General features: G+C 38.1%; 23 protein-coding genes. 13 read left to right on the top strand and 10 right to left on the bottom strand.

The annotated features are described in order from the left end of the window. Positions 1 to 703 precede the first annotated feature (703 nt). The gene (locus ABIB30_RS26645; protein WP_354306059.1) at positions 704 to 877 is read right to left on the bottom strand and encodes a hypothetical protein; all 174 of its coding nucleotides are present in this window, start codon (positions 875 to 877) and stop codon (positions 704 to 706) included. Between the two features lie 1,052 nt (positions 878 to 1,929). Here ABIB30_RS26645 and ABIB30_RS26640 point away from each other — a divergent pair. Further along, entirely contained in the window at positions 1,930 to 2,718 is a 789-nt protein-coding gene (locus tag ABIB30_RS26640; RefSeq protein ID WP_354306058.1) for a peptidase associated/transthyretin-like domain-containing protein, read from the top strand. 111 nt (positions 2,719 to 2,829) lie between these two features. Further along, positions 2,830 to 3,801, top strand: a complete 972-nt coding sequence (mnmL, locus tag ABIB30_RS26635; RefSeq protein WP_354306057.1) for a tRNA modification radical SAM protein MnmL/YtqA — start codon at positions 2,830 to 2,832, stop codon at positions 3,799 to 3,801. Here the strand turns inward: mnmL and ABIB30_RS26630 are convergent. Beyond that, on the bottom strand, positions 3,765 to 4,262 hold the full coding sequence (locus ABIB30_RS26630) for an SRPBCC family protein (protein WP_354306056.1): 498 nt from the start codon (positions 4,260 to 4,262) through the stop codon (positions 3,765 to 3,767). The genes mnmL and ABIB30_RS26630 overlap by 37 nt on opposite strands. A 332-nt stretch (positions 4,263 to 4,594) precedes the next feature. On the opposite strand from ABIB30_RS26630, the gene ABIB30_RS26625 reads away from it, so the two are divergent. Genes ABIB30_RS26625 through ABIB30_RS26615 form a run of 3 tightly spaced genes read left to right on the top strand, consistent with a single transcriptional unit; the run spans position 4,595 to position 7,686 of the window. Further along, positions 4,595 to 5,977: an ammonium transporter gene (locus ABIB30_RS26625; protein ID WP_354306055.1), complete on the top strand. Its 1,383-nt coding sequence runs from the start codon at positions 4,595 to 4,597 to the stop codon at positions 5,975 to 5,977. A 46-nt stretch (positions 5,978 to 6,023) separates the two neighbouring features. Further along, complete coding sequence (locus ABIB30_RS26620) at positions 6,024 to 7,064, top strand: porin (RefSeq protein ID WP_354306054.1); 1,041 nt, start codon at positions 6,024 to 6,026, stop codon at positions 7,062 to 7,064. Beyond that, positions 7,054 to 7,686 carry a DUF4468 domain-containing protein gene (locus ABIB30_RS26615; protein ID WP_354306053.1) on the top strand — a complete coding sequence of 211 codons (633 nt, stop codon included), beginning with the start codon at positions 7,054 to 7,056 and terminating at the stop codon, positions 7,684 to 7,686. The genes ABIB30_RS26620 and ABIB30_RS26615 overlap by 11 nt, the downstream gene beginning before the upstream one ends. Positions 7,687 to 7,696: 10 nt before the next feature. On the opposite strand, the gene ABIB30_RS26610 is transcribed toward ABIB30_RS26615, so the two are convergent. Next, positions 7,697 to 8,170 carry a ribonuclease H-like YkuK family protein gene (locus ABIB30_RS26610; RefSeq protein WP_354306052.1) on the bottom strand — a complete coding sequence of 158 codons (474 nt, stop codon included), beginning with the start codon at positions 8,168 to 8,170 and terminating at the stop codon, positions 7,697 to 7,699. Positions 8,171 to 8,376: 206 nt separating this feature from the next. On the opposite strand from ABIB30_RS26610, the gene ABIB30_RS26605 reads away from it, so the two are divergent. Further along, positions 8,377 to 10,554 (top strand): bifunctional alpha,alpha-trehalose-phosphate synthase (UDP-forming)/trehalose-phosphatase, encoded by a 2,178-nt coding sequence (locus ABIB30_RS26605; RefSeq protein ID WP_354306051.1) that lies wholly within the window; start codon positions 8,377 to 8,379, stop codon positions 10,552 to 10,554. A 37-nt stretch (positions 10,555 to 10,591) separates the two neighbouring features. Here ABIB30_RS26605 and ABIB30_RS26600 read toward each other — a convergent pair whose 3' ends face one another. After that, on the bottom strand, positions 10,592 to 12,373 hold the full coding sequence (locus tag ABIB30_RS26600) for a glycoside hydrolase family 15 protein (protein ID WP_354306050.1): 1,782 nt from the start codon (positions 12,371 to 12,373) through the stop codon (positions 10,592 to 10,594). Positions 12,374 to 12,606: 233 nt separating this feature from the next. Between ABIB30_RS26600 and ABIB30_RS26595 the strand changes: the two genes are divergently transcribed. The 4 genes from ABIB30_RS26595 to ABIB30_RS26580 all read left to right on the top strand — a co-directional run bounded on the left by ABIB30_RS26595 (position 12,607) and on the right by ABIB30_RS26580 (position 17,238). Further along, positions 12,607 to 12,825, top strand: coding sequence for a hypothetical protein (locus tag ABIB30_RS26595; protein ID WP_068403026.1), 219 nt, complete (start codon positions 12,607 to 12,609; stop codon positions 12,823 to 12,825). Between the two features lie 71 nt (positions 12,826 to 12,896). Continuing rightward, on the top strand, positions 12,897 to 14,204 hold the full coding sequence (locus ABIB30_RS26590; RefSeq protein WP_068403024.1) for a DEAD/DEAH box helicase: 1,308 nt from the start codon (positions 12,897 to 12,899) through the stop codon (positions 14,202 to 14,204). Between the two features lie 2 nt (positions 14,205 to 14,206). Next, on the top strand, positions 14,207 to 14,455 hold the full coding sequence (locus ABIB30_RS26585) for a DUF1456 family protein (protein ID WP_068403022.1): 249 nt from the start codon (positions 14,207 to 14,209) through the stop codon (positions 14,453 to 14,455). Between the two features lie 125 nt (positions 14,456 to 14,580). Next, entirely contained in the window at positions 14,581 to 17,238 is a 2,658-nt protein-coding gene (locus ABIB30_RS26580; protein ID WP_354306049.1) for an outer membrane beta-barrel protein, read from the top strand. A gap of 6 nt (positions 17,239 to 17,244) precedes the next feature. On the opposite strand, the gene ettA is transcribed toward ABIB30_RS26580, so the two are convergent. Together ettA and ABIB30_RS26570 are read right to left on the bottom strand one after the other, a co-directional pair. Next, entirely contained in the window at positions 17,245 to 18,924 is a 1,680-nt protein-coding gene (ettA, locus tag ABIB30_RS26575; RefSeq protein ID WP_111636018.1) for an energy-dependent translational throttle protein EttA, read from the bottom strand. A gap of 202 nt (positions 18,925 to 19,126) precedes the next feature. Beyond that, on the bottom strand, positions 19,127 to 19,375 hold the full coding sequence (locus tag ABIB30_RS26570; RefSeq protein WP_354306048.1) for a hypothetical protein: 249 nt from the start codon (positions 19,373 to 19,375) through the stop codon (positions 19,127 to 19,129). A gap of 225 nt (positions 19,376 to 19,600) precedes the next feature. On the opposite strand from ABIB30_RS26570, the gene ABIB30_RS26565 reads away from it, so the two are divergent. Beyond that, the gene (locus tag ABIB30_RS26565; protein WP_354306047.1) at positions 19,601 to 20,272 is read left to right on the top strand and encodes a hypothetical protein; all 672 of its coding nucleotides are present in this window, start codon (positions 19,601 to 19,603) and stop codon (positions 20,270 to 20,272) included. A 251-nt stretch (positions 20,273 to 20,523) separates the two neighbouring features. Here ABIB30_RS26565 and ABIB30_RS26560 read toward each other — a convergent pair whose 3' ends face one another. The 4 genes from ABIB30_RS26560 to ABIB30_RS26545 form a co-directional block, all read right to left on the bottom strand. Beyond that, a complete protein-coding gene (locus tag ABIB30_RS26560; protein ID WP_354306046.1) occupies positions 20,524 to 21,153 on the bottom strand; it encodes an SMI1/KNR4 family protein in 630 nt (209 codons plus the stop codon). Between the two features lie 103 nt (positions 21,154 to 21,256). Further along, positions 21,257 to 21,865, bottom strand: coding sequence for an SMI1/KNR4 family protein (locus ABIB30_RS26555; protein ID WP_354306045.1), 609 nt, complete (start codon positions 21,863 to 21,865; stop codon positions 21,257 to 21,259). Between the two features lie 680 nt (positions 21,866 to 22,545). After that, positions 22,546 to 22,905: a DUF4406 domain-containing protein gene (locus ABIB30_RS26550; RefSeq protein ID WP_354306044.1), complete on the bottom strand. Its 360-nt coding sequence runs from the start codon at positions 22,903 to 22,905 to the stop codon at positions 22,546 to 22,548. 86 nt (positions 22,906 to 22,991) lie between these two features. After that, positions 22,992 to 23,570, bottom strand: coding sequence for a Crp/Fnr family transcriptional regulator (locus ABIB30_RS26545; RefSeq protein WP_354306043.1), 579 nt, complete (start codon positions 23,568 to 23,570; stop codon positions 22,992 to 22,994). A 167-nt stretch (positions 23,571 to 23,737) separates the two neighbouring features. On the opposite strand from ABIB30_RS26545, the gene ABIB30_RS26540 reads away from it, so the two are divergent. Both ABIB30_RS26540 and ABIB30_RS26535 read left to right on the top strand, forming a co-directional pair. Further along, positions 23,738 to 23,959, top strand: coding sequence for a hypothetical protein (locus ABIB30_RS26540; RefSeq protein ID WP_354306042.1), 222 nt, complete (start codon positions 23,738 to 23,740; stop codon positions 23,957 to 23,959). Positions 23,960 to 24,299: 340 nt separating this feature from the next. Beyond that, the gene (locus ABIB30_RS26535) at positions 24,300 to 26,840 is read left to right on the top strand and encodes an ATP-dependent Clp protease ATP-binding subunit (RefSeq protein ID WP_354306041.1); all 2,541 of its coding nucleotides are present in this window, start codon (positions 24,300 to 24,302) and stop codon (positions 26,838 to 26,840) included. Positions 26,841 to 26,863: the final 23 nt, after the last annotated feature.

Raw genomic sequence — 26,863 nt, 5'->3', positions numbered from 1 at the left:
ATTGCTGGTTGGAAGAATAAGTTGGATAGCTTATCAGGATTGCTGGTTGGAAGAATAAGTTGGATAGCTTATCAGGATTGCTGGTTGGAAGAATAAGTTGGATAGCTTATCAGGATTGCTGGTTGGAAGAATAGGTTGGATAGCTTATCAGGATTGCTGGTTGGAAGAATAGGTTGGATAGCTTATCAGGATTGCTGGTTGGAAGAATAGGTTGGATAGCTTATCAGGATTGCTGGTTGGATGGCTAAGTTGGATAGCTTATTAGGATTGCTGGTTGGAAGAATAAGTTGGATAGCTTGTTGGAAAAAAATATTGCTATTAAGATATATGCACATAATTCTAAAGATAATATTTACGTTTCTTATTTTAGGGTTCTATCCATAATTAGATTGCTTTTGTTTAATGCGTTTGATATGTTAATTTTTGATTATCTTCTCATTTTCAGTTAATTGGATATATTGTAGGAGGTTAATTGGATCAAGTCATAAACTTGGATCAGGGATTAAATTTCAAGTTTTGGGTTTGATATTTTTTGAGTTCAAAGCAGCTGGTTACGATTCTTTAATAAGCTGATTACTTCCTGATTTTATAGTTCAATTTATCCTTATTAAACGCTCCTGATTACTTTGATAAGAGATCGGTCAATGCTTCAGCGGAATTCTTAGGGGGAGGAAAGATCCTGATTTTTCCGGGCCTGCTACTTTTACGAAAGTTCTCTGATGCCTTTTTCGGTTTCCATTGCTTGTTTCATTATGCCCCTTACAGAACTTTTGAAACAACCTGTACTCCAGATTGCTGCTTTAAAAATGAAATCGCCCAGGATTCCCTTTGAAAATTTACCCGTTAAACTTCCCATAATAAATAAATTCCTTTCCACCAATGTAGGCTATTAGCGTTAAAGATTATCCTGATGCGTAAAAAATGTCCGTAATTGTCCGCAGCTGTCTGCAATTGTCCGCAGTTGTCCGTGGGTTAGTCAAAGGGAAAATTATAATTTCATTAATCTTCATCTGGTTATGCTTGGGTTGTGCCTGAGTGGTGGTCGGTGTAAGACCAAGCTATAAACAGCCTTTAAGCATGGATACTCTAAGTCATTTCAACTAGTTGTTTTGACCTGGACTTGCCATGCTCTCGCGTTACTTTAACACTGCTCTTACCCTAACGAGTACTCAGGCAGTACTCAGGCAGTACCCGGGCGATATAGATCTGTTATTTAGCTGTTTTGAATTTATTTACTAACAGCCCGGCCTTGTTTCCCCTGAGTCATTCCCATTAGTTGTAAGGAAGCCTCCAACCGTTGATTATCAAATAATAAAAAGCCCAAATAATTAATTCGTTAAAAGGGATCTAAGTTAACCTTAGATCCCTTTTTTATTTAAGGTATATTCTACCACAAAAAAGCCCCGAACCGCTAGGTATCAAAGCCCCGTTGTGATATGTTGTTTTAAATTGATGTCTATTTTATTGGGTTTCCAATTTTGACAAGTAAGGCTCCAGTTGACTCAATCCATTGTTCAGCATGCAATAGGATTTCATATTCAATATGGGTTAAAGTCCTCTGGCATCTTATTGGTAATCGGCAAAACCAAATTTCCAAATTCCTTCATAAATTTTATTTCAAAATACTTATTGTTAACTGATTATAGTTGTTTTTCTAATATCCAACTCACTATCCATCAGGATTATTTTGGAGTAGCCAAATTGGATTACTTGTTAAAATTATTCTTGGATTGCTAGCTTGAATAAATAAGTTAGATTGCTTGATGGGGTAGCTATATCGGATTAATGCGCGTCATTATTATAAATGAGGTTTTAATGTCATCTTGTATTAAGTTTTTTGGTGTTAACTGCTGTTTTGTATGGGATAATATTTAGAAGTTGTTTAAATTTATAAGATCAAATTATTCACGGTTTCCTAAATCAGCAGGCATGAAATTTATATTTACTCTAGCGTTAGTTTTTTCTTTTTCCTGTCAGCTTTTTGCACAGCGGATACTGGGTACTGTTATTGATAAGGATACCCGGGCACCGGTTGAGAATGCAACGGTAACGACGAGCTATGGGATTGTGTTTACTAATCCGAAGGGTGAGTTTGGCTTATCTGATATTAATGCGGGTGAAGTGGTAAAGGTGAGCCGGGCTAATTATGTGACTTCTTACTTTACGTTGAAGGCTAATAAGGGTGCAGTGGTAGTTTTGCTGGAGGCTGTGCCTTTTATTTTGCAGGAGGTGCAGATTGAAGCGAAGAATAAGTATGAGTTTGATTCACTGAGGTACAGACAGGAGTTTTTATCGGTGTTTGCTTATAAGAGCCCGGGGGTAAAGGATATCTTTATTTCGAAGTCTGCTTATGTAAGGTCGCCGCGGTCTACGGAGAACAATAGAAATACGATGAGCACTGCTGCAATTGCTGGTGTTGATGTATTGCAGGTTATCAATTTGTTTGGCAAGAATAAGGCCCCAATGTCCAGGTTGCAAAAGAGGTTGTTGGTGGGTGAGGATAATAATTATGTGGATAAGGTTTTTTCTAAGTCAAAGATAAGCCGTGTTACTTCTTTAAAGGGGGAGCCTCTTCAGCGCTTCATCGATAAGTACAGGCCGTCGCGTACGGAGGCTATGGAGATGTCGGATTATGAGATGATCATCTATATTAAGAAGAGTTATTCTGAGTTTACTAAGAATAGCAGCGGTGAAAATCTGCCTGCGCTTATTAAATAATTGCTCTTTGTGTGTGGGGTCTGTAGCGGGTAGTGGCAGATGTTGCTTTCCTGTGGCTTGAACTTTAAATTAAAAGGTGTATTTTTGCAAAAAAAATAATACAAAAGCAATTTGGGAACTCCATTAGATTCAGGCATAAAAGGTTATAATAATTACGGTACTCACCTTAAGGAAAAGTATAAAGGACAGCGTGTGTTCAAAGTGATTGTTGATGGTGGGTTTACTTGCCCTAACCGTGATGGTAGTAAGGGCTATGGAGGTTGTACCTATTGTAATGTAGATTCTTTTACACCGGAGCTTTCCAGAAAGTTACCTACAATCAGGGAGCAGCTGGAGCAGGGAATGGAACGCGGTAAGGGCTTTTATAAGGCGGATAAATTCATTGTTTATTTTCAGCCGAATACAAATACATATGCACCGGTACATTATCTGAAAATGATGTATGATGAGGCTTTGTCTATTAATAGTGAAGATGTTGTCGGATTTTCTGTAGGCACACGCCCGGATTGTATTGATGCGGAAAAAGTAGCTTTGCTTGAAAGTTATGCTGATCGTTTTGATGTGGATCTGGAAATGGGGATGGAGTCTATTTATGACGATACATTAAACCAGATTAACAGGGGATGCAGCCATGCGGAGTTTGTAGAAGCTGTTAAATTATTGGATAATAGTAAGCTTGATCTTTGTGTGCATACGATTTTTGGTTTTCCATGGGAAACTGAAGATATGATGCTGGAATATATTCATGAGATTAATAAGTTCCCGAAAATTAAGTTTGTAAAGTTTCACCACCTTCATATTGTGGAGGGGTCTATTATGGGCGCCAAATACAAGAAAGAGCCCTTTAAATTGTTTACGCTCGAAGAGTATACAGATCTGCTGTGTAAATTGATTCCTTTATTAAGACCAGACGTAGTTATTCAACGTTTGTTCGGTATTTCTGACTGGGATTTATTGATCGCTCCAAACTGGGGTTTAAATAAATCATCTATTCAGACTTATATTGATAGAGAAATTGAAAAAAGAGGGATAGTACAAGGTTCTGCCTATGTACCTGTACCTGCGGTTGCTGCTGCGGTATAATCCCCGAATAATTCAATTGTCTTTTGCCTTCTGAAATTAAAGATCTGCTGTAATTTGCGGGCTACGAATATACTATTGGCAATATTCCCGAAAATTCCCATGGGCAATCCATAAGTGAGCAGGTCTGTCATTTCTACGCCTCCGGGTACTGCTTTGAAATGATGCTGATGGTGCCAGAACTTATAGGGGCCAAATCGCTGTTCGTCAATAAAGTATTTCTGATCTGATACCTGGGTGATTTCTGTCATCCAGTTTAGTTTGATTCCCGCAACTGGAGATACCTTATAAGTAATGATCATTCCAGGATACATCTTTTCATCTGCTTGAATAGGCGAAGTAACTGTAAAAGCCATCTCTTTGGGGGTTATTTTAGCCAGATTCATCGGGGAAGAGAAGAAATCCCATGCTTCAGACAGACTAATTGGCAGGAATTGAGAGAATTTAAGGTGGAATGCTTTCATAATTTGTATTGCGAAGGTAGCAATACTGGAATTAACAGTTTAAACTGTTGTCTTGTTTGTGTTTTTTATCAACAAATGGAATAAAAACAATTTTCATATATTTTTAGTTTTTTTTTTGAATTTATTTGAAATATGGGTGTTTATTTTGGTTGTAAATTCTAATAATTGATTTTTATTGCGTGTATTTTGATTTGTTTTGTGTTTTTTGAGTGCATTTGTAATTGATTTTTGTTTGTTTTTATATTTTATGTTATTAATTGTTGAAGTTTATTAGTATTTTTATGTTAATAATGTAATAAATCAACTAATAAACCAATAAAAATATAATATATATGAATAAAGTTCTATTTAAACAGGTAATTCCGTTCGTTATTCTTGCGATTGTCGCAATTGCAGCGCTTTTTGTTCCGTTACATGCCGATTTTGATGCTGGTAAATATAATGCCGCTGATATTGCATGGATTCTGGTAGCAACTGCATTAGTTTTTCTAATGACTCCAGGTCTCGCTTTTTTTTATGGAGGAATGGTTCACAGAAAGAATGTGCTTTCCACTATGATTAAAAGTATAGTCTCGGCCGGTATCATCAGTGTACTATGGGTGACAGTAGGTTTTAGTCTTGCATTTGGAGAAAGTATCCATGGGCTGATTGGAAACCCAATGACTTTTCTGTTTTTCCAGGGGGTTAATTCAGGCCCTTCATGGAGTCTTGCACCAACAATTCCCCTCACCTTATTTGCTTTGTTCCAGCTGATGTTTGCTATTATTACTCCCGGGTTAGTAGTAGGGGCTGTTGCTGAACGTATACGCTTTACCTCTTATATCTTATTTATAGTCTTGTTCGCCATCTTTGTTTATTCACCACTGGCACACTGGACATGGCATCCTGATGGTATCCTGTTTAAAATGGGGGTACTGGATTTTGCTGGTGGTACAGTTGTTCATATTTCTGCAGGAATGGCTGCACTTGCGGGTGCGCTTGTATTAAAGAGGAGAAAAGTTCACCAGGATCATCAGGAAATCCCGCCTGCAAATATTCCTTATGTATTAATTGGTACAGGATTACTGTGGTTCGGCTGGTTTGGGTTTAATGCGGGTTCAGCATTAGGAGCAAATAGTCTGGCTGTATCTGCTTTTGCAACTACAAACATAGCAGCGGGGGCAGCAGGTCTTTCCTGGATGTTTTTCGATGTATTAATGGGAAAAAAACCATCAGTACTTGGTTTTTGTATTGGGGCGGTAGTGGGTCTTGTAGCGATTACTCCAGGCGCAGGATTTGTGGCTATTCCACATAGTATTTTTATAGGTGTTGCTGCGGCTATTATTTCTAACCTGGCAGTGATGTGGAAATCTAAAACCAGCCTTGATGATACATTGGATGTATTTCCTTGTCACGGTGTAGGTGGTATTGTGGGGATGTTGTTAACGGGTGTATTTGCAACTAAAACGGTAAATGCTGCAGGTGCAGACGGCTTATTTTACGGAAATGCAGCGTTCTTTTTAACGCAGTTGAAAGGCGTACTGATTGTAGCCACCTTTAGCTTTGTGGTGTCCTTCCTGATCTTCAAATTAATTAATGTCATTCAGCCGATTCGTGTGACCTCCGAAGAAGAAGAAGAAGGATTGGATGCAAGTCAGCATAATGAGAAATATTCTCAGGGTACTTTGATTGTCTCTTCAACCGGGCTTGAAATGGAGAACTCTCCGTTGGCCTGACCTTTATAACCAACCTTTGCAACCTCAACCAACCTAACTAACCATTATGAAGATTAAATCTTTTTTCACGCTTTCTGCACTTACCATGAGCGCTGCCACATACGCTCAGGAAACGCCCACCTCATCGCCGTTGCAGATTTCGGGATCGGCCGATGTTTATTACAAGTATGATTTCTCTAAAAAGCCGAATATTGGGACGAGCTTTGCGAATGATCAGAATTCGGTATCTATCGGAATGCTTGACCTGGCTTTAAAGAAAACTACAGGAAAAGCATCTTTTGTAGGAGAACTATCATTTGGCCCGCGCGGACAATATGGTTCAATTCCAAATGGAGAAGGAGAAACCGGGAATGCTGACAATTCTTTTCATATACAGAATTTGTACATGTCCTATGCGGTGACCAATAAACTTGCACTTACCGCCGGTTATATGAGCACATTTATTGGTTATGAAGTGATCGTACCTACTGGTAATTTTAACTATTCAACTTCATACCTTTTTACAAGCGGCCCTTTTCAGAATGCTGGAATCAGGGCGAATTATACCTTTACTCCAAAAATTGCTTTAATGGTCGGGTTATTCAATGACTGGAATGCTTATAAAGACGTGAATGGAGTGACGCATTTTGGAGCTCAGCTGACTGTTGTCCCTGTTGATGGATGGACAGCTTATCTGAATTTACTAACTGGAAGAGCGTCGGGCGCTACTGGAACAGGATCTATTTATGATCTGACAACTTCTTATCAGGTCACAGAAAAAGTGAAAATTGGTTTAAATGCTGCTGATTACTCTGTAACGAATAACAATGGAGGATATAGTGGAGCTGCGCTTTATTTACAAAATGCTTTTACCACTAATTTTTCTTTAGGACTGAGAGGAGAGTATTTCAAAACGAAAGATGTTCCTGACCTTGAAGGATCAAATGTTAAATCCATCACCTTGACTGCGAATTTAAAAGCTGGAGGATTGACGTTTATCCCTGAGGTCAGGTTTGATAACGGTTCTACAGCGAGGTTTATCAAGAATAATCTTGATCCTACAAAAAATGCTTCACAATTTTCATTAGCTGCGGTATATGCATTTTAAATTCAACTATAACCACGAAATGTATCAGGCCTTATGGCCTGGTGCCTTTCTATTTTTATTCTTGCTGCTGATCATTTCAGGTGCAGTAGCTCAGGATATCAAGGAAATCAAAGAGTTACAAAAAGATGAAATGGGGAAGTATATCCATTATGAAGTGGTAAATCAACTTCCGGTATCTGCTGATTCTCTGGCTTTCAGGGCAAAAGCATTCTTTAAGCTGAAAAAGATGGATCCATTCACGGTAGATAGTACAGCTTTGGAACAGCGTGGTAAATTCGTGATCAGCAAAACAGCGTTTGTCTTATCGCATCCGAGCGGAGAAATATTATATAATTTCAGATTTGAAATTAAAGGGGAGCGCTATAGATTCTGGCTGACAGACTTTTTATTTATTCCCTATCAAAGGGATCGTTATGGCAATTTTGTTCCTTCAACAACTAAAGGAATTCCACTGGAGAAAAGCCCGGGCAAATTAAATGCGGGAGAGTGGTCTGCTTATGTGAGTGACGCGGGCAGACAATCGGCCGCCCTTGCTGCCGAGTTCAAAGAATATCTGTCTGCATCGCAACAAGCCAAATCGCTTCATAAAACCGGCGCTCTGATTTCTACTAAAAGCTGGTAGGCCTGTTTGGCTAATGAACCATTTTATCTGCACAAGTTGAGCTGGCAAAAGCCTCTGGTTTAGCTTTGAAAATAAACCCCATACTTAAGATATACCCCATAGCCTCGTTCAATGCTTTGTTGGATTTGAACATCGGATTGGTGTTGATATCTGCATGCACTTCCAGATCAACATCATATAAGTCCAGAAGATCACAGACTGAATAAGCAGTTTCTATGGATTTTTGTACTTCAATGAGCATTCTCTCTTTGATACTCATTTGTTGTGTGGTTTTTTCCTGATGGATATACATGAACCCGCCATGTTGTTCTCTTAACAGAACAATCACAGTAGCAAAGTCTGTGTAAGCACCTTTAACCTGCGAATCTGTACCTACGCATACTTTAAGATGATAGCCATTTTCGGTTTCCCTGATGATAGCTTTTTCTACTTCTTCTAAAATTGGCAAGTGGATCACTTCGCCGTTGAATTTTTTCCAGGTCATACGTTATTGGTGTTAAAGAACAACCCGTATTCAGGTTTCCTAAAATTAAGGTGATTATGTTAAAGATACATTAATTATTTGTTGTTTATTTGCTAACAATCAGATAGTTGTCAACAGGTGCTGTGCAAAAATATTAATTTGTGTAATTTCTTTAATACATAAAAATTAAAACAATATGTAAGAAATCATGTTATTCAGGCTATAACATGGTGAATAAAACAATTATAGTTTCGAATAGATTACCCGTAAAAATAGTAGAAGAAAATGGGGAATATCTCCTGAGTCCAAGTGAAGGAGGTTTAGCTACCGGTTTAGGATCGGTTTATAAAAAAGGAGATAATATCTGGGTAGGATGGCCTGGAATTGAGGTTCCGGAAGACCGGCAGCAGGAAGTAACCGAGAAGCTTGCCGAGCTCAATCTCATCCCTGTATTTTTAACTCCCGATGAAATCAATCTTTATTACGAAGGATTTTCCAACGAAGTTTTGTGGCCCGTATTTCACTATATGGTTACCTATGCCCATTTTGAACAAACATACTGGGATTTTTATCAAAGTGTAAATGATAAGTTTAAAGCAGTAGTTACTGCACACCTGAATGAAGGTGATACAGTTTGGATACACGATTACCAGCTTTTATTGCTTCCTCAATTGATCAGAGACGCACAACCTCATGTGATCATTGGTTTCTTCCAGCATATTCCTTTTCCTTCTTATGAGATGTTCCGTCTTATTCCGTGGCGGGAAGAGCTGATTGGCGGGATGTTTGGAGCTGACTTGCTTGGTTTCCACACTTTTGATGACGTCAGACATTTTCTGAGTGCAGCTTCACGTTTATCCACAGCAAAAGTTTCCAATAATGTAATCACCTATAAAGACAGGCAGATCGTAGTAGAAGCCTTCCCTATGGGAATTGATGCAAATAAATTTGAAAACCTGACGCATGATCCGGTTGTGGCCGAACACGTTGTTTCTCTTAAAGAGACGATGCAGGATTGTAAGATCATTTTAACCATTGACAGGCTGGATTATAGCAAAGGCATACTGCAACGTTTACAGGCTTATGAACTGCTGCTGGAAACTCATCCTGAATATATAGAACAGTTATCATTGTATATGATTGTTGTTCCATCCAGAGATACTGTTGCGCAATACCGCGAATTAAAAGATCAGATCGATCAGCTGGTAGGTAATATCAATGCACACTTCAGGACTTTAAACTGGGTGCCGGTACATTATTTTTACCGTTCTTTCCCTGTGGAATTTTTATCTGCATTATATTATACTGCTGATATATGTTTAGTTACGCCTATGCGGGATGGAATGAACCTGGTGAGTAAAGAATATGTGGCCAGCAGGGCAGGCAATACAGGCGTACTTATTTTGAGTGAAATGGCTGGTGCTTCTAAAGAACTGAATGATGCGCTGATTGTAAACCCGAATAATATAGGGGATGTGATGCGGGCTATCGTTGAGGCAATCAATATGCCTGTTATAGAGCAAACGAGAAGAATGTCTGTGATGAGAGGCATTGTAAAGAAATTTGATATACACCTTTGGGTCAAGAATTTTATGGATAAGTTAGATGAAGTTAAACAGATGCAAGAGTCATTGTTAACTAAACATGCGGTAAAAGCAATAAGAGAACAAATAGGAGTGGCCTATGCAAAAGCTGCAGACCGTTATATTTTCCTGGATTATGATGGTACGCTGGTAGGTTTTAACGGAGATATTGATAAAGCTTCGCCCGATAAAGAATTATATGATATACTGGAACAGCTGGCTGCTGACCCTGCAAACCAGGTAGTCATTGTAAGCGGACGCAGACATGAAACATTGGAAACGTGGTTTGGGCATTTGAAGTTAGGTTTAATTGCTGAACATGGTGCATGGCAAAAACACTATCAGCAAGAATGGAAGTCTTTGCCTTTGCTGACTGACCGCTGGAAACAAGAAATAAGTACTGTACTGGATACTTATACAGATCGTACTCCTGGTTCTTTCATTGAAGAAAAAAGTTATTCATTAGTTTGGCATTACCGAAAAGTGGAAGAGGGACTGGGAGAACTCAGAGCGAATGAGATCATCAATCACCTGGGGGCAACAGTTGCCGATAAAGGCCTGCAGATGATGCCGGGTAATAAAGTAATTGAGTTTAAAAATATTGAAGTTAACAAGGGGAAAGCAGCTTTGGCCTGGTTATATGGCAGCCATCCTGATTTTATTATTGCCTTAGGTGATGACCATACAGATGAAGATATTTTTAAAGCGCTGAAGCCGGAGGATTATACCATTAAGGTAGGAAGTAATATTTCTGCAGCAAGATATTATTTAAGAGATTTTGTGGAAGTCCGCGAGTTTCTGAAAACATTATCAAAAAGCTAAAAGACTCCCACAAAATATATTTAAGCAAGCCCGTTTTCTATAAGAAAGCGGGCTTGTCTAGTTTAATAGCAATCCGGTGTGCAGCATTCATCAAGCCTACATGACTATAAGCTTGCGGGAAATTACCCCATTGACTGCCGTCTTTTTCATCCACGTCTTCTGCAAAAAGATCAAGGTGATTACCATAGCCAATCAAGGATTCAAATTCTCTGACCGCATCATCTAATCTGCCCACTATGGCAAGTGCCTCTACATACCAGAAAGCACAGATCAGAAAGGTAGTTTTAGGCTTGCCAAAATCATCAGTATGACGGTAACGGTAAAACAAGCCATTGGCAGCTTTAAGTTCTTGTTCCAAAGCAATCAGGTGATCTTTTGCCCGCTGTGAATCGGGGTCGAGATAATTCATCAGGATCAGTTGTAAAGTACTGGCATCCAGATGCGCACTGCCTACAGCATGATTATAAACTTTTCTTTCCGGATCATAACAAGCCTCTATATGTGCTGAAGCTCTATCAATTAATAACCTTGCTCTCTCTTCAAATTCTTTATTGCCAATAGTTTTGGCCATTTTTAATGCTGCACTAGCACCTGCCCACTGAAATAAATTAGTGTAACAATGCATATTGGCGAGGTTCCTGAATTCCCAGATACCGGCATCCTTTTCATCTATAGTACTTTCAATCTTTGTCAGTAAGTAATCAAGCCAGATCGCAGAATCTTTACGCTCTGTAAAAACAAACCGGTTGTCGGTATATAAAGGCAGCATAGAAATTAATACTTGTCCGTAGATATCATTCTGAATATGTTCATAAGCCTGATTCCCTACGCGCACAGGCTGATTGCCCATATAGCCTTTCAGGTTAGTCAGGATACGCTCTGTAAGCACACGTTCGCCTGCAATACCAAAAAGTGGTTGATAACGCTTATCATCCCTGAAGGAAATATCTGTGATATAGTTGAAATAGCGTTCCATTTCTTCAAAATGACCGATATGGTTCAACGCAGTGATTACATAATAAGTATCTCTCATCCAGCAGTACCTATAGTCCCAGTTACGGGTGCTTCCGGGAGATTCCGGTAAACTAGTAGTGCTGGCTGCGATAATCGCTCCTGTGTCTTCGTATTGGTGAATTTTAAGGACTAATGCCGAGCGGATAACCAATGACTGATGGAAACCAGCTATAGTAGAGTGTTTAATCCAGGTACGCCAGTATTTGCGGGTTTCAGTCAAAAATCTTTCCGCTGTACTTTCAATCGGAGCATCTAAATCATGTCCGTAAGTAAGGATCAGGTATTTGGTGTCATTAAGTGCAAAATACTTTTCGTCTTCTATATAGGAAAGTGAAATATTAGTACTTAACTGCATATCATTCTCAGCACCGGTAAACTGGATATGATTGCTGCCCCTTGCCCCTTGCTGCTTTCCTTCGCCATAATTGAAAACCGGTTTACAAACTACTTTAATTCTTGGGTTTCCTTCTAAAGGTTCAATTTTACGGATTAACATTAACGGTTTGTAAAAACGCTCATGCTGATAAAATCTTGGCGCAAAATCGGTAATCCGGTACGTTCCTTCTTCACTGTTGATGGTTGTACTTAAAATATTCGTGTTTTCAACGTAGTGTTGGTCTGAGGTGTAATCCCCTCCGGGTAAGATGGAGAACTCTCCCCCTTGTTCTTTGTCGAGCAGGCCGCCGAAAACAAAAGAACTGTCAAATCTTGGCCAGCATAACCAATCAATATTAGTGTTTTTGTTGATGTGCGCTAGGAAGGCACAGTTTCCAATTATTCCTGTCTGATAGGTATGTCTGTCCATTAAATGTGATTTCTGGTGTGTTTACTATTCTATTATTTAATAGAAACAAACTATCCGGCCATTTGTTGGCGTAAAGAATATTAAGGGACATTTTACCTTATTTTTTATGTGTAAATGATACGTATCCTATTTATTTTTTTTATTACATTTATGATAACGATAACAATACTATAGTACTGTTGCCGGGCGTTAAATCAATTAATTAACCGAGTCCTCATTTAAAGCTATTAAAGATGAAAACAGAACTGATGAATGAATTCTTCTTACTTCAACAAAGCAGGTCTAATGCTAAATATCTTGATATCCTGGAGGAAAAAATCTATTCTCCAATTCAAAAGGCAAATCATAAAATGACTTCCTGGATGACCAAGAGGGGGACGATGTTGATGAAGCTCGAAAAGAATGCGCAACTGCGGATGAGCAAAATCAGGAAAAAGTTCCTTAAATATTAGAAAAACTCAAACAGTTTCTCAGTCAGTTCCCTTTTGCGCTAATCTTAGCTTAATTCCCTTATCTTTGCGGCATGATGGTAGAAAAGGTATTGGGTAATTTAAAAATCGCTTCTTTGAATGAAATGCAGTTGGCAGCAATTGCCGCTACAGCTAAAGGAAAGGATGTAGTTTTACTTGCACCAACAGGTTCTGGTAAAACTCTTGGCTTCTTATTGCCAGTTTTAAAAAATTTAGATGCAGCTACAAAAGGGGTACAAGCGTTGATATTGGTTCCTTCAAGGGAGCTTGCTTTACAAATTGAGCAGGTATTTAAACAAATGGGTACTGGTTTTAAAGTGAATTGCTGTTACGGCGGTCACCCAGTAAAAACAGAAAGAAACAACTTTGAGCAACCACCGGCTGTATTGATTGGTACGCCCGGAAGGATTGCTTATCACCTTAGAAAAGAAAACTTTGACGAATCCTCTATAACCACCCTGGTACTGGATGAATTTGATAAAGCCCTTGAATTTGGGTTTCAGGAAGACATGGCCTATATTATTGGCAATATGCGTTCCTTAAAACAACGTATGCTTACTTCTGCAACACAGATGGAGGCAATTCCTGATTTTACAGGACTTAAATCTTCCGTAGAAATCAATTTCCTGAAAGATGTAAAGGTTGCACCAGATTTGAAACTGAAAAAGGTAATGACTACCGCAGAAGATAAACTGGACACTTTATTTGAACTGATCTGTAAAATAGGAAATAAAACCACATTGATCTTTTGCAACCATAGAGAAACAGTAGACCGGATCAGTGATTTGCTGATTGATAAAGATCTTGCACATGATATTTTTCATGGCGGGATGGAGCAGGATGAAAGAGAACGTGCTTTACTGAAATTCAGGAATGGAAGTATTAAAATACTAATTACAACCGATCTGGCTTCACGCGGACTTGATATTCCGGAAGTAGAATATATTATTCATTATCAATTACCTTATACAGAAGACGCTTTCTTGCATAGGAATGGCCGTACAGCACGGATGAATGCCAAAGGAACTTCCTATCTGATGATGACTGAGGAAGATAAATATCCTTTCCTGAAAAGTGATATAGAGATTGAGAAATTAAAAGGTAATTATCAATTACCAAAAGATAGTCAGTGGCAAACGTTATACATTGCCGCGGGCAAAAAAGATAAAGTCAACAAAATTGATATCGTAGGTTTATTGCTTAAAAAGGGTGGACTGGAAAAGGACGATGTGGGCTTGATCGAAGTTAAAGACCAGAGCTCGTATGTAGCTGTAAAACGCAGTATGGTTCCTAAGATTCTGGCGGCTCTGGCTAATGAGAAAATAAAAAATAAGAAAGTGAAGATAGAAGTAGCGATGTAATTATGAGCAACAACGACATTTTAAAGAAACTCCGCGTAGCGCTGGAGTTGAATAATGAAGATATTATTAAAATCCTTGAACTGGTAAACTTTAAAGTAACAAAAAGTGAATTGGGCTCATTTTTCAGAAGTGAAGACCATCCCAACTTTAAACCATGCGGTGATCAGATTCTGCGTAACTTCCTCAATGGATTAGTAATTTTTAAAAGAGGCCCGAGAGTTGAGAAATTAACTCCGCCAACTATTGATTAACTCAAACAAACAGCTATACTTGTGATCAGAAGGCTCAATGTTGCCTTCTCACAAGGATTGCATTTTTGAACATGGCCAATTGGATTGCATGACGAATGATTAGATTTTTAAAATTTCCTGAAAATTTGAGTCATTTAAAATGTATAATTTTATTCAATGCCCTTATATTCCTCTGCAGCTTTGCTACTAAAGCACAAACACAACACAGGCTTACCGGGACTGTCATTGACTCTTTAAACGATGTCGTATCCGGAGCTGATGTTTTCATCATTGCAGATAAAGACACCCTGACCTCTATTACCAATACGCACGGAAGATTTGTTTTCTCCGGGTTTAAAGCCAACCGGATTTCTCTGCTGGTGATGAGTGTAGGCTTCAAACCTTATACCAGATCATTTCAATTTAAAGAAGGACAGCTGACTATGGATCTGGATATGATTGTCCTTGATCTGGAATCTAACCTGCTTAATGAAGTTGTAATTAATGGCAGAGATAAGCCAATTAAGATCAAACGTGATACGATTGAGTATAATGCTGCTTTTTACCAGATTTCTGAAAATGACAGGGTAGAAGATCTGCTGCGGCAATTACCCGGTATAGAGGTCGATGAGCATGGTAATGCGACTACGATGGGGAAACCATTGCAGAAATTAAGGGTGAACGGTGAAGACTTTTTTACCAGTAATGTCAAAGACTTTATTAGTCAGCTTCCGGCCAGTGTAGTTGATAAAGTGGAAATTATCAATGACTACGGAGATGAGGCGAATTTTACGGGAATGAAAACCGGGGAATCTCAGAAAATGCTGAACCTGGTGACCAAGTCGGGACAGAATAGAGGGACTTTCGGCAATGCACTAGTGAGTGGGGGGACAAATAAGCGTTACGGTCTTCAGGGGAATGGAAATTTATGGGAAGGCAGTAAACAGATTGGATTTAGCAGCAGCTCTAATAATACCAATAACGAAGCAGGAGTGAATACTGCTGCAACAGCAGGTGTCAATTATAGAGATAAGTTATCAAATGGAATTACTGCCAGTGCAGCCTACAATTATGGTTATAACAAAAACATCTCGGAACAGCTGAATTCGACTGAAACAGTAACAACCGACGGCACAATTTTTAATAAGTCACAATCGGCAAGCAAATCGGCTGACAATACACATAACATTAATTTTAATGTACAATCTATAGCGAACAAAAGTTATTTTCAAGCCTCTTTAGGTGGTTCTATGACCTTAAAGAATAGGAATGGGGATATTCTTTCTAAACAAACAGGACTGATCAGGCAGGATTTGCAGAGTGAGAGCGGATCGGATACTAAAACACCTGCGCTGAACGGTAATTTTGTTTGGGCCAGGAGTATGGAGAAACCGGGCAGAAGTATGTCTGCAGGCGTAGTTGTGAGTAGTGGGATCAATCAAGTTCAGGATGATCTGCGGAATAAGCTAAGCTATTATAACAGGCAGAATCAATTGGTTAAAGATTCCATTGTTAACCGTTTTATTGATGCGGAAAACAGGACGAATCTGGTTACAGCCGATTTTAGGTACAGCGAGCCTTTAAGTGCTGACAATGACTCTCTGGTGAAAAGAAATATAGATTTCTCCTATTTCTTCTCGATGAGTAAAACAAGAAATAGCTTGTATACCAAAGTGGATAACAGTATTGGTAATAGTAGTGTTGTAGATTCTCTGAGCTCTATTTATTCGTCGGCATTTCTATTTCAACGTTTTGCAGTAAACTACCGTTACCAGGCTGAGCGGCTTAATTATAGCCTGGGCTTAACTTTGCAGCCGAGTCAGCTCACCGGACAATATAAAGGGAATGAGACTAAAATCAGTCATTTTGAACTTAACTTATCACCCATAGTCAATCTGAGCTATAACTTATCTAATTGGGATAATTTAGCTTTTGTTTATAGTGGAAGCAGTACAGCTCCCGATTTTTACCAGTTGCAACCGGTACCCAATATTAGTAACCTTCAGAATGTCATCATTGGGAATCCCAACCTGAAATCCAGTTTTACACATTCCGGAAATCTTACTTATCAGCATACCGATGAACAAACAGGATCGACCTTGCAACTTGCATTAAACGGCTCTGTCGTTGAAGATCAGGTGGTCAGTAATGTGATCTTACTAAAAGATACGTTAAATAGCTTAAAACAGGAAACACATTATGAGAACGCAAATGGAGCATACCTGATAGGAAGTATGTATTCTTATGCTTTACCTTTTGCCAAAAACAAGTTTAATGCAGAGTTGAGAGGCACATTTGATTATATTAATATGATATCATATGCTAATAATGACCTGAATACCAATAGAAATATCAATTTCTCGCAGTCTTTGAAATTCAGGATGAACCAGCGCCGGCTAACTTTAACTACTTCTGCAACTTATACTTACAGCAGTAATCGCTATTCTATTGAATTATTGAAATTAAGAAATATCGAAACCTGGCAATTTAACTGGAGCGGCCGTGCTTTTCTGAATAAGAATTTTTCTTTAAGTGCTGATGTGTCCAAGAGGATAAATTCAGGTTATTCACTGGCTGTAGCGAATCCAATGCTGATTAATCTTAGTTTGGAGAAGATCTTGTTTAAGAACAGGCAGGGAACCATCTCTTTACAAGCTTATGATTTATTGAACCAGGGAAATAACCTGGTTAGAAGTATATCTGATAATTCGATCACTGATAGTCAGTATAATCAAATTACCAGATATTTCCTCGTTAGTTTTAATTACCGTCTACAGAATTTCGGTCATAAAAAAACTAAGTAACAGCTGTTAGCTTAATTTCTTGTACCTGATTCTGTGCGGAGTTACATCGCCTAAGCGTTTCTTACGGTTTTCTTCGTAATCACTGTAGTTACCTTCAAAGAAGTAAACTTGTGAATTACCTTCAAAGGCAAGAATATGTGTACAAATACGGTCTAAGAACCATCTATCGTGACTGATGACTACTGCACAACCGCCAAAGTTTTCTAATGCTTCTTCCAGTGCACGCAAAGTATTTACGTCAATATCATTGGTTGGCTCATCCAGCAGTAATACATTAGCCCCTTTTTTCAAGGTGATTGCCAAATGTACCCTGTTGCGTTCTCCACCTGATAATATACCTACTTTTTTCTGCTGATCACCACCGTTGAAGTTGAATTTTGAGACATAAGCACGTCCGCTTACTGACTTATTCCCCAACATAATGTTGTCAAGTCCGTCAGTAATGTTTTCGTAGACAGTCTTATTGCCATCCAGGTCATTGTGCATTTGATCTACATAACCTAAGGCTACGGTTTCACCTACTCTGAATGTTCCTTCATCTGGTGTTTCCTGCTCCGTGATTAAACGGAACAGCGTTGTTTTACCTGCACCGTTAGGACCAACGATCCCTACAATTCCTGCAGGTGGCAAAGAGAAACTCAGGTTTTCGAAAAGGATTTTGTCTCCGTATGATTTCGTGACATTATTGGCTTCGATAACTACATTACCTAATCTAGGTCCTGCAGGGATAAATAGCTCCAGTTTGTCTTCTCTTTCTTTAGAATCCTCTGAGGCCAGTTTATCATAGTTGGATAAACGTGCTTTAGATTTTGCATGTCTGGCTTTTGGTGCCATACGAACCCATTCCAGCTCACGCTCCAGTGTTTTCTGACGTTTACTTTCCGTTTTTTCTTCTTGTGATAAACGTTTTGCTTTCTGATCTAACCATGAAGAGTAGTTACCTTTCCATGGAATACCTTCTCCACGGTCAAGTTCAAGAATCCATCCAGCTACATTGTCAAGGAAATACCTATCGTGGGTTACCGCGATAACTGTTCCTTTGTAGTCTTTCAGGAATTGCTCCAGCCAGTCGATACTTTCTGCATCAAGGTGATTGGTTGGCTCATCCAGTAATAAAACATCAGGTTCTTGTAATAGTAAACGGCACATCGCCACACGACGGCGCTCACCTCCTGATAAAACACCAATTTTAGTGTCAGGATCAGGACAACGTAAAGCGTCCATTGCACGCTCCAGTTTATTGTCAAGCTCCCAGGCATTTACTGCATCAATTTTATCCTGCAGTTCACCTTGCTTGGTCATCAGTTTATCCATTGCATCTGCATCTTCATAAACTTCTGGTAAGCCGAACTGCTCATTGATAGACTCGTATTCTTTCAGGATCGCTGTAATTTCTGCAACGCCTTCTTCTACAACTTCACGAACAGTTTTGTTCTCGTCAAGTTCTGGCTCTTGTGCAAGGTAACCAACAGTATAACCTGGCGAGAATACAACCTCACCCTGAAATGCTTTGTCAATTCCTGCAATAATTTTTAATACAGATGACTTACCTGATCCGTTAAGACCAATAACACCAATTTTGGCTCCATAGAAAAATGAAAGGTATATGTTTTTTAATACTTGTTTTTGAGGGGGGTAAATCTTATTTACTCCCGCCATTGAAAAGATTATTTTTTCGTCTGACATAATTGGGTTTTAATATTTTATGCCTTTAAAAGGCTTTTACTGATTGCAGGAATCAATAGCTAAGCACAGAGGCATGGCCTTGTTTCTTAGCTGCTGATTAATTAACAGGTGCAAAGATAAACAAGGTATGGTAGTAAAGAAATGGTTTGTCAGATATTAAAAAAGAATTTTCTGGTGGGATATCCTCCATATGAGCGTTATATCAGTTTTTCATATAGACATATTTCTTAACACCTGCAGGAAAGGAAGGCTGAGGCAAAAGTTGAAGTTGTCCGTTTGAAATGTAATTTTTCATATTAAAAGATAAAGGACTGGGTGAAAATCCACCAGGTGCATAAATTACACATACGTTTATACCGTTAATGCAAAAGGGTTTACCAAACGTTAAATTATAGCTTGCCGGTAAAAGTGGATCTCCAATACCATTATAAGCATACCAAGATCTGGCCATATTAAATAATACTTTTGTAAGTCAAAAAGTACCAGAAAACTTTAAATTATACCTACTCTTTTAAGGATTTTCGGTTTTTCCTTTTTGTAATCTATTTATTTAGTTTTGATTGATAATTAGAACAAATGTTAATTTACGATTTTAAATTATCGTCTCAAAGGGTCAAGAGTCACACAATTGATCTTTCGGAAAGATTAAATAATAAAGAAATTCTATATTTAAATTATGAAACATAAATCGTTTGTTCTGCTAAATACTACTTTCTTTCTTTTGCTAGTTATTAGCCTGTTTGTTTCCTGTAGTACCCCGGTAGAGATAAAAGAAGGCTTTGCTTTTGAAACAACCTTACGTCCGGGTAGTGACAGAGTATCTGACCTGGCAAACAAATTAAACGGGGCTCTTATTGAGCAGGCTCAGAAAGCGGGCAAAGACAGTGCTTTAGTATTACAATCAGACGAAAAGACGAAAGCCCCATTTGATGAAGATATTGCATTTTTACCAATTGTGAGTGCAGAAGAATTAGAGAATGTAATAGGTGATTATACGGAAAAGCGTTTCAGAACAAACCAGCAGGATTTTTCTGCACAAATAGCTGCGATTGATTTTAAGAAAAACTTTGTGTTGCTTGTTGGTCATCCTAAAGCGACATCATCAATAATTTTGGGTGAGGTCAATAATAATCAGGCAATCTATGTGGACAAGATAATGGATGATGGCCTTGACAATAAAAAACGCAAGATTGAACTGGTCTCCAAACGTTTAGGAGATGTGGCCACTGGTCTGGCTTCACTCATGCAGAAATGGGAATCAAAGGTTTATGTTGTAGATTATAAAAATTCTGATAGTTTACTGCTTGAAATAGATAAAAATGTTTATCCATTCAGTCTGAAAAAATAAGGCTCTTTAGTGTTATGGAAATTTATCAGGATGCTTTTTTACGAACTCATAAAGTGTATCAATAAGCAAAGACCTTTTTGATTAAATAAGTTATTTTGTATTATGAAATCCTGAATAGGAACTATGGCCCCTTCTTTTGCCGATATTTTTTTTTGCGGTTCGGCATAGGGCTGATCTATTGTTAAGGATTTTCTTAATATGGCTATTTTACATTGATTTCTTTACACAACAGCTGATATTACACTTTTCTACTATTCTTGCCCCCAGCCACTAAAATATCGCCATTTTCTAAGCTTATTCTTGCCAACCAGCTTTTCAATGATTTCTTCATTCCATTTATCAACATCTTCCTGAACGATATTTTCTCCAAAAAGATCAGCCTGTGCAAATATTAGGCATCCTTTGATATATTCATCAACAGTGCTGAACATTTTGATAATATTAGGGGCCTCGTCATGATCGAAAAAATAGATTTCTTTTGTTTCAGTATGGAAGCAAAACATATTTCCGTTTCCGAGACAATCACTGAAAGTGACTAAGTAAGGAAGTAATTCATTTTCTTCTGGTGTAAAATCTAATCCGTATTCCGGGTCAGCAGCGCCAGTATCTTTCAACCAGCCAATCGTGTCAAAATCCTGAAGTTCCTCTCCAATGTTGGCCAGACCGAATGTTTGATAGAAAAGGTTTAAACCTTCTGGCAGTGTTGTTCCTAATCTTGTTTCAAGCGCTGAAATTTCAGCTGTAGAAATAGGATCTTTGAGTTCGTCATTCCAGTTGGTAGCCAGCGCTTCAATGATCTGGCTGGTTTTAATTTTCCAGTTATCGTCTCCAATTTTGTCAAATGGTATAATAATATCTTCTTTGTTATTGATTTCAAGCATGGTTATAGCAAAATAGTTAAGGCAAATATGTTTTGTTGGAAATGGGAAGATTAAGTTCTTATACTAAAGGATTTGGCTGGTCTTATCTTTAGGCACATTCGCTTTAATATTTCCATTTTTTAATAATATCGTTACCAAACAGATCCTCTGCAACTTCTTCGCTCCATTCATCCGCATCTTCCTGGTCAGTTTCCTCACCATAAAGCTCAGCCTGTGCAAAAATTAAACAACCTTTTATATAATCATCTGCAGTATTGAACATCTTTGTGATATAGGAGCCACTATCATGGTCAAAAAGATAGATTTCTTTGGTTTCACTATGAAAACAGAACATATTTCCATTTCCAATATAGTTACTGAACGTAATCAGGTAAGGTAATATCTCTTTGTCTTCGCTTGTAAAGTCCGGCCCGTTTTGAGGATTGTTAGCCCAGATATCCTTCATCCACCCCATTTGATCCAACTCCTGGAGTTCTTCACCAATATTGGCAAGACCGAATGTTTGATAGAAAAGACTTATTCCTGCCGGAAGTGTGGTTCCAAGTCTTGTTTCGAGTGTTCTAATTTCATCCGCTGAAATGGGGTCTTTGAGTTCTTCCTCCCAGGTGTCTGCAAAGGCGTCAATGATTTGACCGGTATTGTTTTTCCAGTCGTTGTCTCCGATTTTACCGAAGGGTATAATGATATCTTTTTTGTTATTGATTTCAAGCATGGTATAGGAAAATTGATAACGTCATTTGATATAAAGTGATTTAACCTTTGCTATATAAAACAATGATAATCGAAATTTATTATATAATACCTGCTATTTGTACGGATTGTTTGAAAATCTATTAAAGGATGAAAGCTCGTCTCGAAGTTATAGGTTGAAAGGACTAAGCCTGCGAGAGATAATCTCCCAGGTCACAATAAATTTGTCATATCAGTTTTTTCCGTACACATATTTTTTATAAACTGTTGTTCCACCACCAGGCTGGGCAACAAGAGTTAATTGTAAATCTGCAATATAACCTTTAATTCTAATAGATAAAATACCAGGAGTAGGCCCGCATGAGGGTGCATACACTGCGCATACTAAGCCGCCACTTATACAGGTGGGTACAGTAAATGCTTTTGCATAACTCGACAATAGTAATGGATCTCCTATACCATTATAAACCTACCAGCATCTAGCCATAATAAAGAATACTTTTATCCATCAAAAAATATCAGAAAACTTTAAATCACACCTACTCTTTCAAGGATTTTCGGTTTCCTCCTGTTGAATTTATTTTCTATATAAATATTTGGCAATCAACATCATAATAAAATTTAGGGCTTAAATATTTCGTTTGATAGGGCCATATATCACATAATTTATTTAATTCAACAGGAAGAACCGAAAATTAATTATTACTTATCTGCATGAGGTACATCATCCAGACTATAATATACTTTAAGCCCTCTTTCTTTGGCAATCCTTACATCCTCATCAGCTCCTTTGGAAGCTCCTTCAAGGCGTAACACCGCATCACACTTTGAAAGTAAACGATGTGCTACAGGATATAAAATCTCTTCATAAGCTTCATCACCCGGTTTTTTTGAACCTGCGAGATGAAGTAAAGGTAATGCGACCCATTCTCCAATCATAGGGATATGTCCCAAACGGAACAAAGGAAGTGCTACGGCCTCTAATCTGCTTAAATTCTGTGCTATCAATTCAGGATCGTCATTTGTCCCGCTGCGGTAAGGACCGGCTATCAGTATTAACATATCTTTAATTTTTAATTTATACAAAACAAGGGAACAAAACGGCTGAAAAAAATAAGGTAGTTTAAGAAAGCTTAGTAGACGGAGCACTACTTTCTATTTTTACCACCACGGATCGTACTTAAAAACTCCGGTGTAATACCCAGATAGGAGGCAATTTGTTTTTGTGTAACTTGTTTAACCACCTGAGGATATTTATTGAGAAAGATGTGATAGCGCTCTTCCGCTGTAAGTGATAGATTTTGTATAGTTCTGAGTTGTTCTCTGATGTAAGCATTCTGAAAAATAATTCTGAAGAACCTTTCAAATTTGGGCGTTTTGATATATAAACTATCCAAATCATCCTTTGATAGTTGAAAAATGATACTATCCTCTACGGCTTCAATAGTCAGCATCGCTGGTTGGTTATTGATGAAACAAAACATATCTGTTATCCACCAGTCCGTAACGGCAAACATAATAGTGGACTGTTTGCCCTCTTTATCCAGGTAATATGCTCTTAACACACCCGAATGAACAAAATTGATGTATTTACAGATTTGCTCTCCTCTCAGGATGAATTCTTTTTTGGATACTTTTTTTTGCTTCAGACAATTGATAAAACAATTGATTTCCTCCTGATCAAGCGAAATGTGTCTGGCAATATTTTCTAAAATGAGGTGATGCATCAGGATAAGAATTAAAGGATCAGTCAGGGAAATATTTTCCCCTCAAGAATAAGAAAAATATTAACAAAGTACCTATTCAGTTTAATCGGTTATAATATGCTGTTCAGGATATAATAACTGTGAAATTTTTAGAGCTTTACTGCGTTTAATATATACTAAGCATAATTATGGAGCAATACATCTACGAAGATGATTACCGTGGTCAAAAAAGAAATCTGTTAATTATCTCTGGGGAAGATGATACCAGTTACAGGGTGTTTTTAGATGCCAGGTTTATAGGCTCTATCAGCCATGAAATCACTGATGAACTGGTCATCTGGAAAACAGATTACAATATTTTGAAGCCTATTGCTAATAAAATAGGGAAATGGATTGAGAATTCGAATTAAAGACTGCCATTTTGTTGCTTTTAATTCAATGTAACTAACAAAATGACAGGTGCTTCGTGGCATAATAATCATTACAATTTGGGGACAATTCTCCCAAAAGGGCTGGAAATGGTTCTGTTTATGATTATTTAAGGTACTTTAGAACTATTTATTTTCCTCTGGTTAATAAAATAATATTGTTATTAGTGTCAAAACTTAGTAAGTTTAATGGAATTAGATCAGTAACGAAATCTTTCTTCCGCTGTATGGCGTAATTGTTGATAAAATAAATCATATAGGTGACGCTTATTTATAAAACATTTTTATAGTTTAGGGGCGTTGCGTTTAAGAAAAGGTATATATGGAAGCTAAATTTTCACCACAAGTAAAAGACGTGATTTCGTTTAGCAGGGAAGAAGCCCTGAGATTAGGTCATGATTATATAGGCGCTGAGCATCTTTTGTTGGGTCTGATTCGCGAAGGCGATGGAATGGCTATCAAAATATTGAAATCGCTGGGGGTTGATACGTCTAAATTGCGCCGCTCAATTGAGGAAGCAGTAAGAGGTACATCCAGTGTGACGGTTAATCTGGGAAATATCCCTTTAACCAAACAGGCCGAAAAAGTATTAAAAATCACTTATCTGGAGGCCAAAATCTTCAAGAGTGATTTAATAGGAACAGAGCATTTGCTGTTGTCTATCCTTCGTGATGATGATAATATCGCTTCTCAGATATTATTGCAGTACAGCATCAATTACGAAATCTTCAAACAGGAAGTAGAAGTTAATAAAAATGGTTTCAGAGATGAAACTCAAGGTAGTGCTTCTACTGGTGGCGATGATGATTACCGTGAAGAGGAAAGCTTTAGCAGTCCTAAGAAAGTATCTGACATTAAATCCAAAACTCCTGTTCTGGACAATTTTGGAAGAGACTTAACAAAAGCTGCAGAAGAAGGCCGTCTGGATCCTATTGTAGGACGTGAAAAAGAGATTGAGCGTGTTTCTCAAATCCTTTCCCGTCGTAAAAAGAATAATCCTATTTTGATTGGTGAGCCGGGTGTAGGTAAATCGGCAATTGCTGAAGGACTTGCTTTGCGCATCGTTCAACGTAAGGTTTCAAGAGTATTGTTCAATAAACGTGTGGTTACGTTAGATCTTGCTTCTTTGGTTGCGGGAACTAAATATCGCGGACAGTTTGAGGAACGTATGAAAGCAGTCATGAATGAACTGGAAAAATCAACTGATGTAATCTTATTCATTGATGAGATCCACACTATTGTTGGTGCTGGTGGAGCTTCTGGTTCCCTGGATGCTTCCAATATGTTCAAACCTGCTTTAGCGAGAGGTGAAATTCAATGTATTGGTGCGACTACGCTTGATGAGTACCGTCAGTATATTGAGAAAGATGGAGCTTTAGACCGTCGCTTCCAAAAGGTTATGATCGAGCCTGCTTCTCCTGATGAAACTATTGAGATCTTAAACCGTATCAAAGAAAAGTATGAGGAACATCACGGTGTTACTTACACAAACGAGGCAATAAATGCCTGTGTTGCTTTGACTACAAGATATATTACTGACAGGTTCCTTCCGGACAAAGCTATTGATGCACTGGATGAGGCTGGTTCAAGGGTGCATTTAACTAATATTCATGTTCCTGAAAACATCATTGATATTGAAACTAAGATTGAAAATATCAAGGTTGAGAAAAATAAAGTTGTAAAGAGTCAGAAGTATGAGGAAGCTGCAAAATTAAGAGATACTGAGAAGAATCTTTTAGAAGAGCTTGACCGTGCAAAAACTGAGTGGGAAGCTGAAACTAAAACTAAACGTTACACCGTAACTGAGGATAATGTTGCAGAGGTTGTTTCCATGATGACTGGTATTCCTTTACAACGTGTGGGTCAGACTGACAGCGTGAAATTGCTGAATATGTATGACACTATTGCTACTAAAATTATTGGTCAGGACGATGCGATCAAGAAATTAAGTAAAGCAATTCAACGTACAAGAGCAGGGTTGAAAGATCCTAAGAAACCTATTGGTTCATTTATTTTCTTAGGCCCGACCGGTGTTGGTAAAACTGAATTAGCGAAGGAATTAGCAAGGTTCATGTTTGATAGTGATGATTCACTGATTCAGATTGACATGAGTGAGTATATGGAGAAATTCGCTGTTTCACGTTTAGTGGGAGCGCCTCCGGGATATGTTGGTTATGAAGAAGGTGGTCAGTTAACTGAGAAAGTACGCCGTAAACCTTATGCTGTTATTTTATTGGATGAAATTGAAAAAGCTCACCCTGATGTGTTCAATATCCTGTTACAGGTGTTGGATGAAGGTCAGCTGACTGATAGTTTAGGTCGTAAGGTCGATTTTAGAAACACTATTATCATCATGACTTCTAATATTGGTGCACGTCAGCTTAAAGATTTCGGTCAGGGTATTGGTTTCTCTACGAATGCAAAAACTAACCAGGTTGATGCCCATTCAAGAGGAGTAATTGAGAACGCGTTGAAACGTGCTTTTGCTCCTGAATTCCTGAATCGTGTAGATGATGTGGTTGTATTCAATACTTTAGGTAAGGATGAAATCTTTAAAATCATTGATATTGAGTTGAAGTCATTGTTTGGCAGAGTTCATAGTTTAGGTTATGAAGTTAAGTTGACCGAAGTTGCAAAAGAGTTTATTGCTGACAAAGGTTTCGATATTAACTTTGGTGCCCGTCCACTTAAACGTGCAATACAGAAATATCTGGAAGATCCGATTGCTGAAGAAATCCTGAAAGGGGAGATCAACGATGGAGATACGCTTGAGATTGATTACAATAAGGAAACTGACCTGATTGTGGTTGAAAACAAGAGTCCAGGTAAAAAGAAGAAAAAAGAAGAAGGAAGTATTGAGTAAGTTCCTCCAATACTGAAATATAA

The sequence above is a fragment of the Pedobacter sp. UYP1 genome, assembly GCF_040547305.1.
In the GTDB taxonomy this organism is placed as follows: domain Bacteria; phylum Bacteroidota; class Bacteroidia; order Sphingobacteriales; family Sphingobacteriaceae; genus Pedobacter.
This window is presented reverse-complemented; position numbering and strand designations above follow the sequence as displayed.

Coding starts and splice junctions, on each gene's coding strand:
- ABIB30_RS26565 (WP_354306047.1), top strand. CDS start 19,601: ATGAAACATAAATCGTTTGTTCTGCTAAATACTACTTTCTTTCTTTTG.
- ABIB30_RS26600 (WP_354306050.1), bottom strand. CDS start 12,373: ATGGACAGACATACCTATCAGACAGGAATAATTGGAAACTGTGCCTTC.
- ABIB30_RS26560 (WP_354306046.1), bottom strand. CDS start 21,153: ATGCTTGAAATCAATAACAAAGAAGATATTATTATACCATTTGACAAA.
- ABIB30_RS26540 (WP_354306042.1), top strand. CDS start 23,738: ATGGAGCAATACATCTACGAAGATGATTACCGTGGTCAAAAAAGAAAT.
- ABIB30_RS26535 (WP_354306041.1), top strand. CDS start 24,300: ATGGAAGCTAAATTTTCACCACAAGTAAAAGACGTGATTTCGTTTAGC.
- ABIB30_RS26620 (WP_354306054.1), top strand. CDS start 6,024: ATGAAGATTAAATCTTTTTTCACGCTTTCTGCACTTACCATGAGCGCT.
- ettA (WP_111636018.1), bottom strand. CDS start 18,924: ATGTCAGACGAAAAAATAATCTTTTCAATGGCGGGAGTAAATAAGATT.
- ABIB30_RS26640 (WP_354306058.1), top strand. CDS start 1,930: ATGAAATTTATATTTACTCTAGCGTTAGTTTTTTCTTTTTCCTGTCAG.
- ABIB30_RS26545 (WP_354306043.1), bottom strand. CDS start 23,570: ATGCATCACCTCATTTTAGAAAATATTGCCAGACACATTTCGCTTGAT.
- ABIB30_RS26595 (WP_068403026.1), top strand. CDS start 12,607: ATGAAAACAGAACTGATGAATGAATTCTTCTTACTTCAACAAAGCAGG.
- ABIB30_RS26615 (WP_354306053.1), top strand. CDS start 7,054: ATGCATTTTAAATTCAACTATAACCACGAAATGTATCAGGCCTTATGG.
- ABIB30_RS26585 (WP_068403022.1), top strand. CDS start 14,207: ATGAGCAACAACGACATTTTAAAGAAACTCCGCGTAGCGCTGGAGTTG.
- ABIB30_RS26550 (WP_354306044.1), bottom strand. CDS start 22,905: ATGTTAATACTGATAGCCGGTCCTTACCGCAGCGGGACAAATGACGAT.
- ABIB30_RS26590 (WP_068403024.1), top strand. CDS start 12,897: ATGATGGTAGAAAAGGTATTGGGTAATTTAAAAATCGCTTCTTTGAAT.
- ABIB30_RS26570 (WP_354306048.1), bottom strand. CDS start 19,375: ATGGCCAGATCTTGGTATGCTTATAATGGTATTGGAGATCCACTTTTA.
- ABIB30_RS26605 (WP_354306051.1), top strand. CDS start 8,377: ATGGTGAATAAAACAATTATAGTTTCGAATAGATTACCCGTAAAAATA.
- ABIB30_RS26610 (WP_354306052.1), bottom strand. CDS start 8,170: ATGACCTGGAAAAAATTCAACGGCGAAGTGATCCACTTGCCAATTTTA.
- ABIB30_RS26630 (WP_354306056.1), bottom strand. CDS start 4,262: ATGAAAGCATTCCACCTTAAATTCTCTCAATTCCTGCCAATTAGTCTG.
- ABIB30_RS26555 (WP_354306045.1), bottom strand. CDS start 21,865: ATGCTTGAAATCAATAACAAAAAAGATATCATTATACCCTTCGGTAAA.
- ABIB30_RS26625 (WP_354306055.1), top strand. CDS start 4,595: ATGAATAAAGTTCTATTTAAACAGGTAATTCCGTTCGTTATTCTTGCG.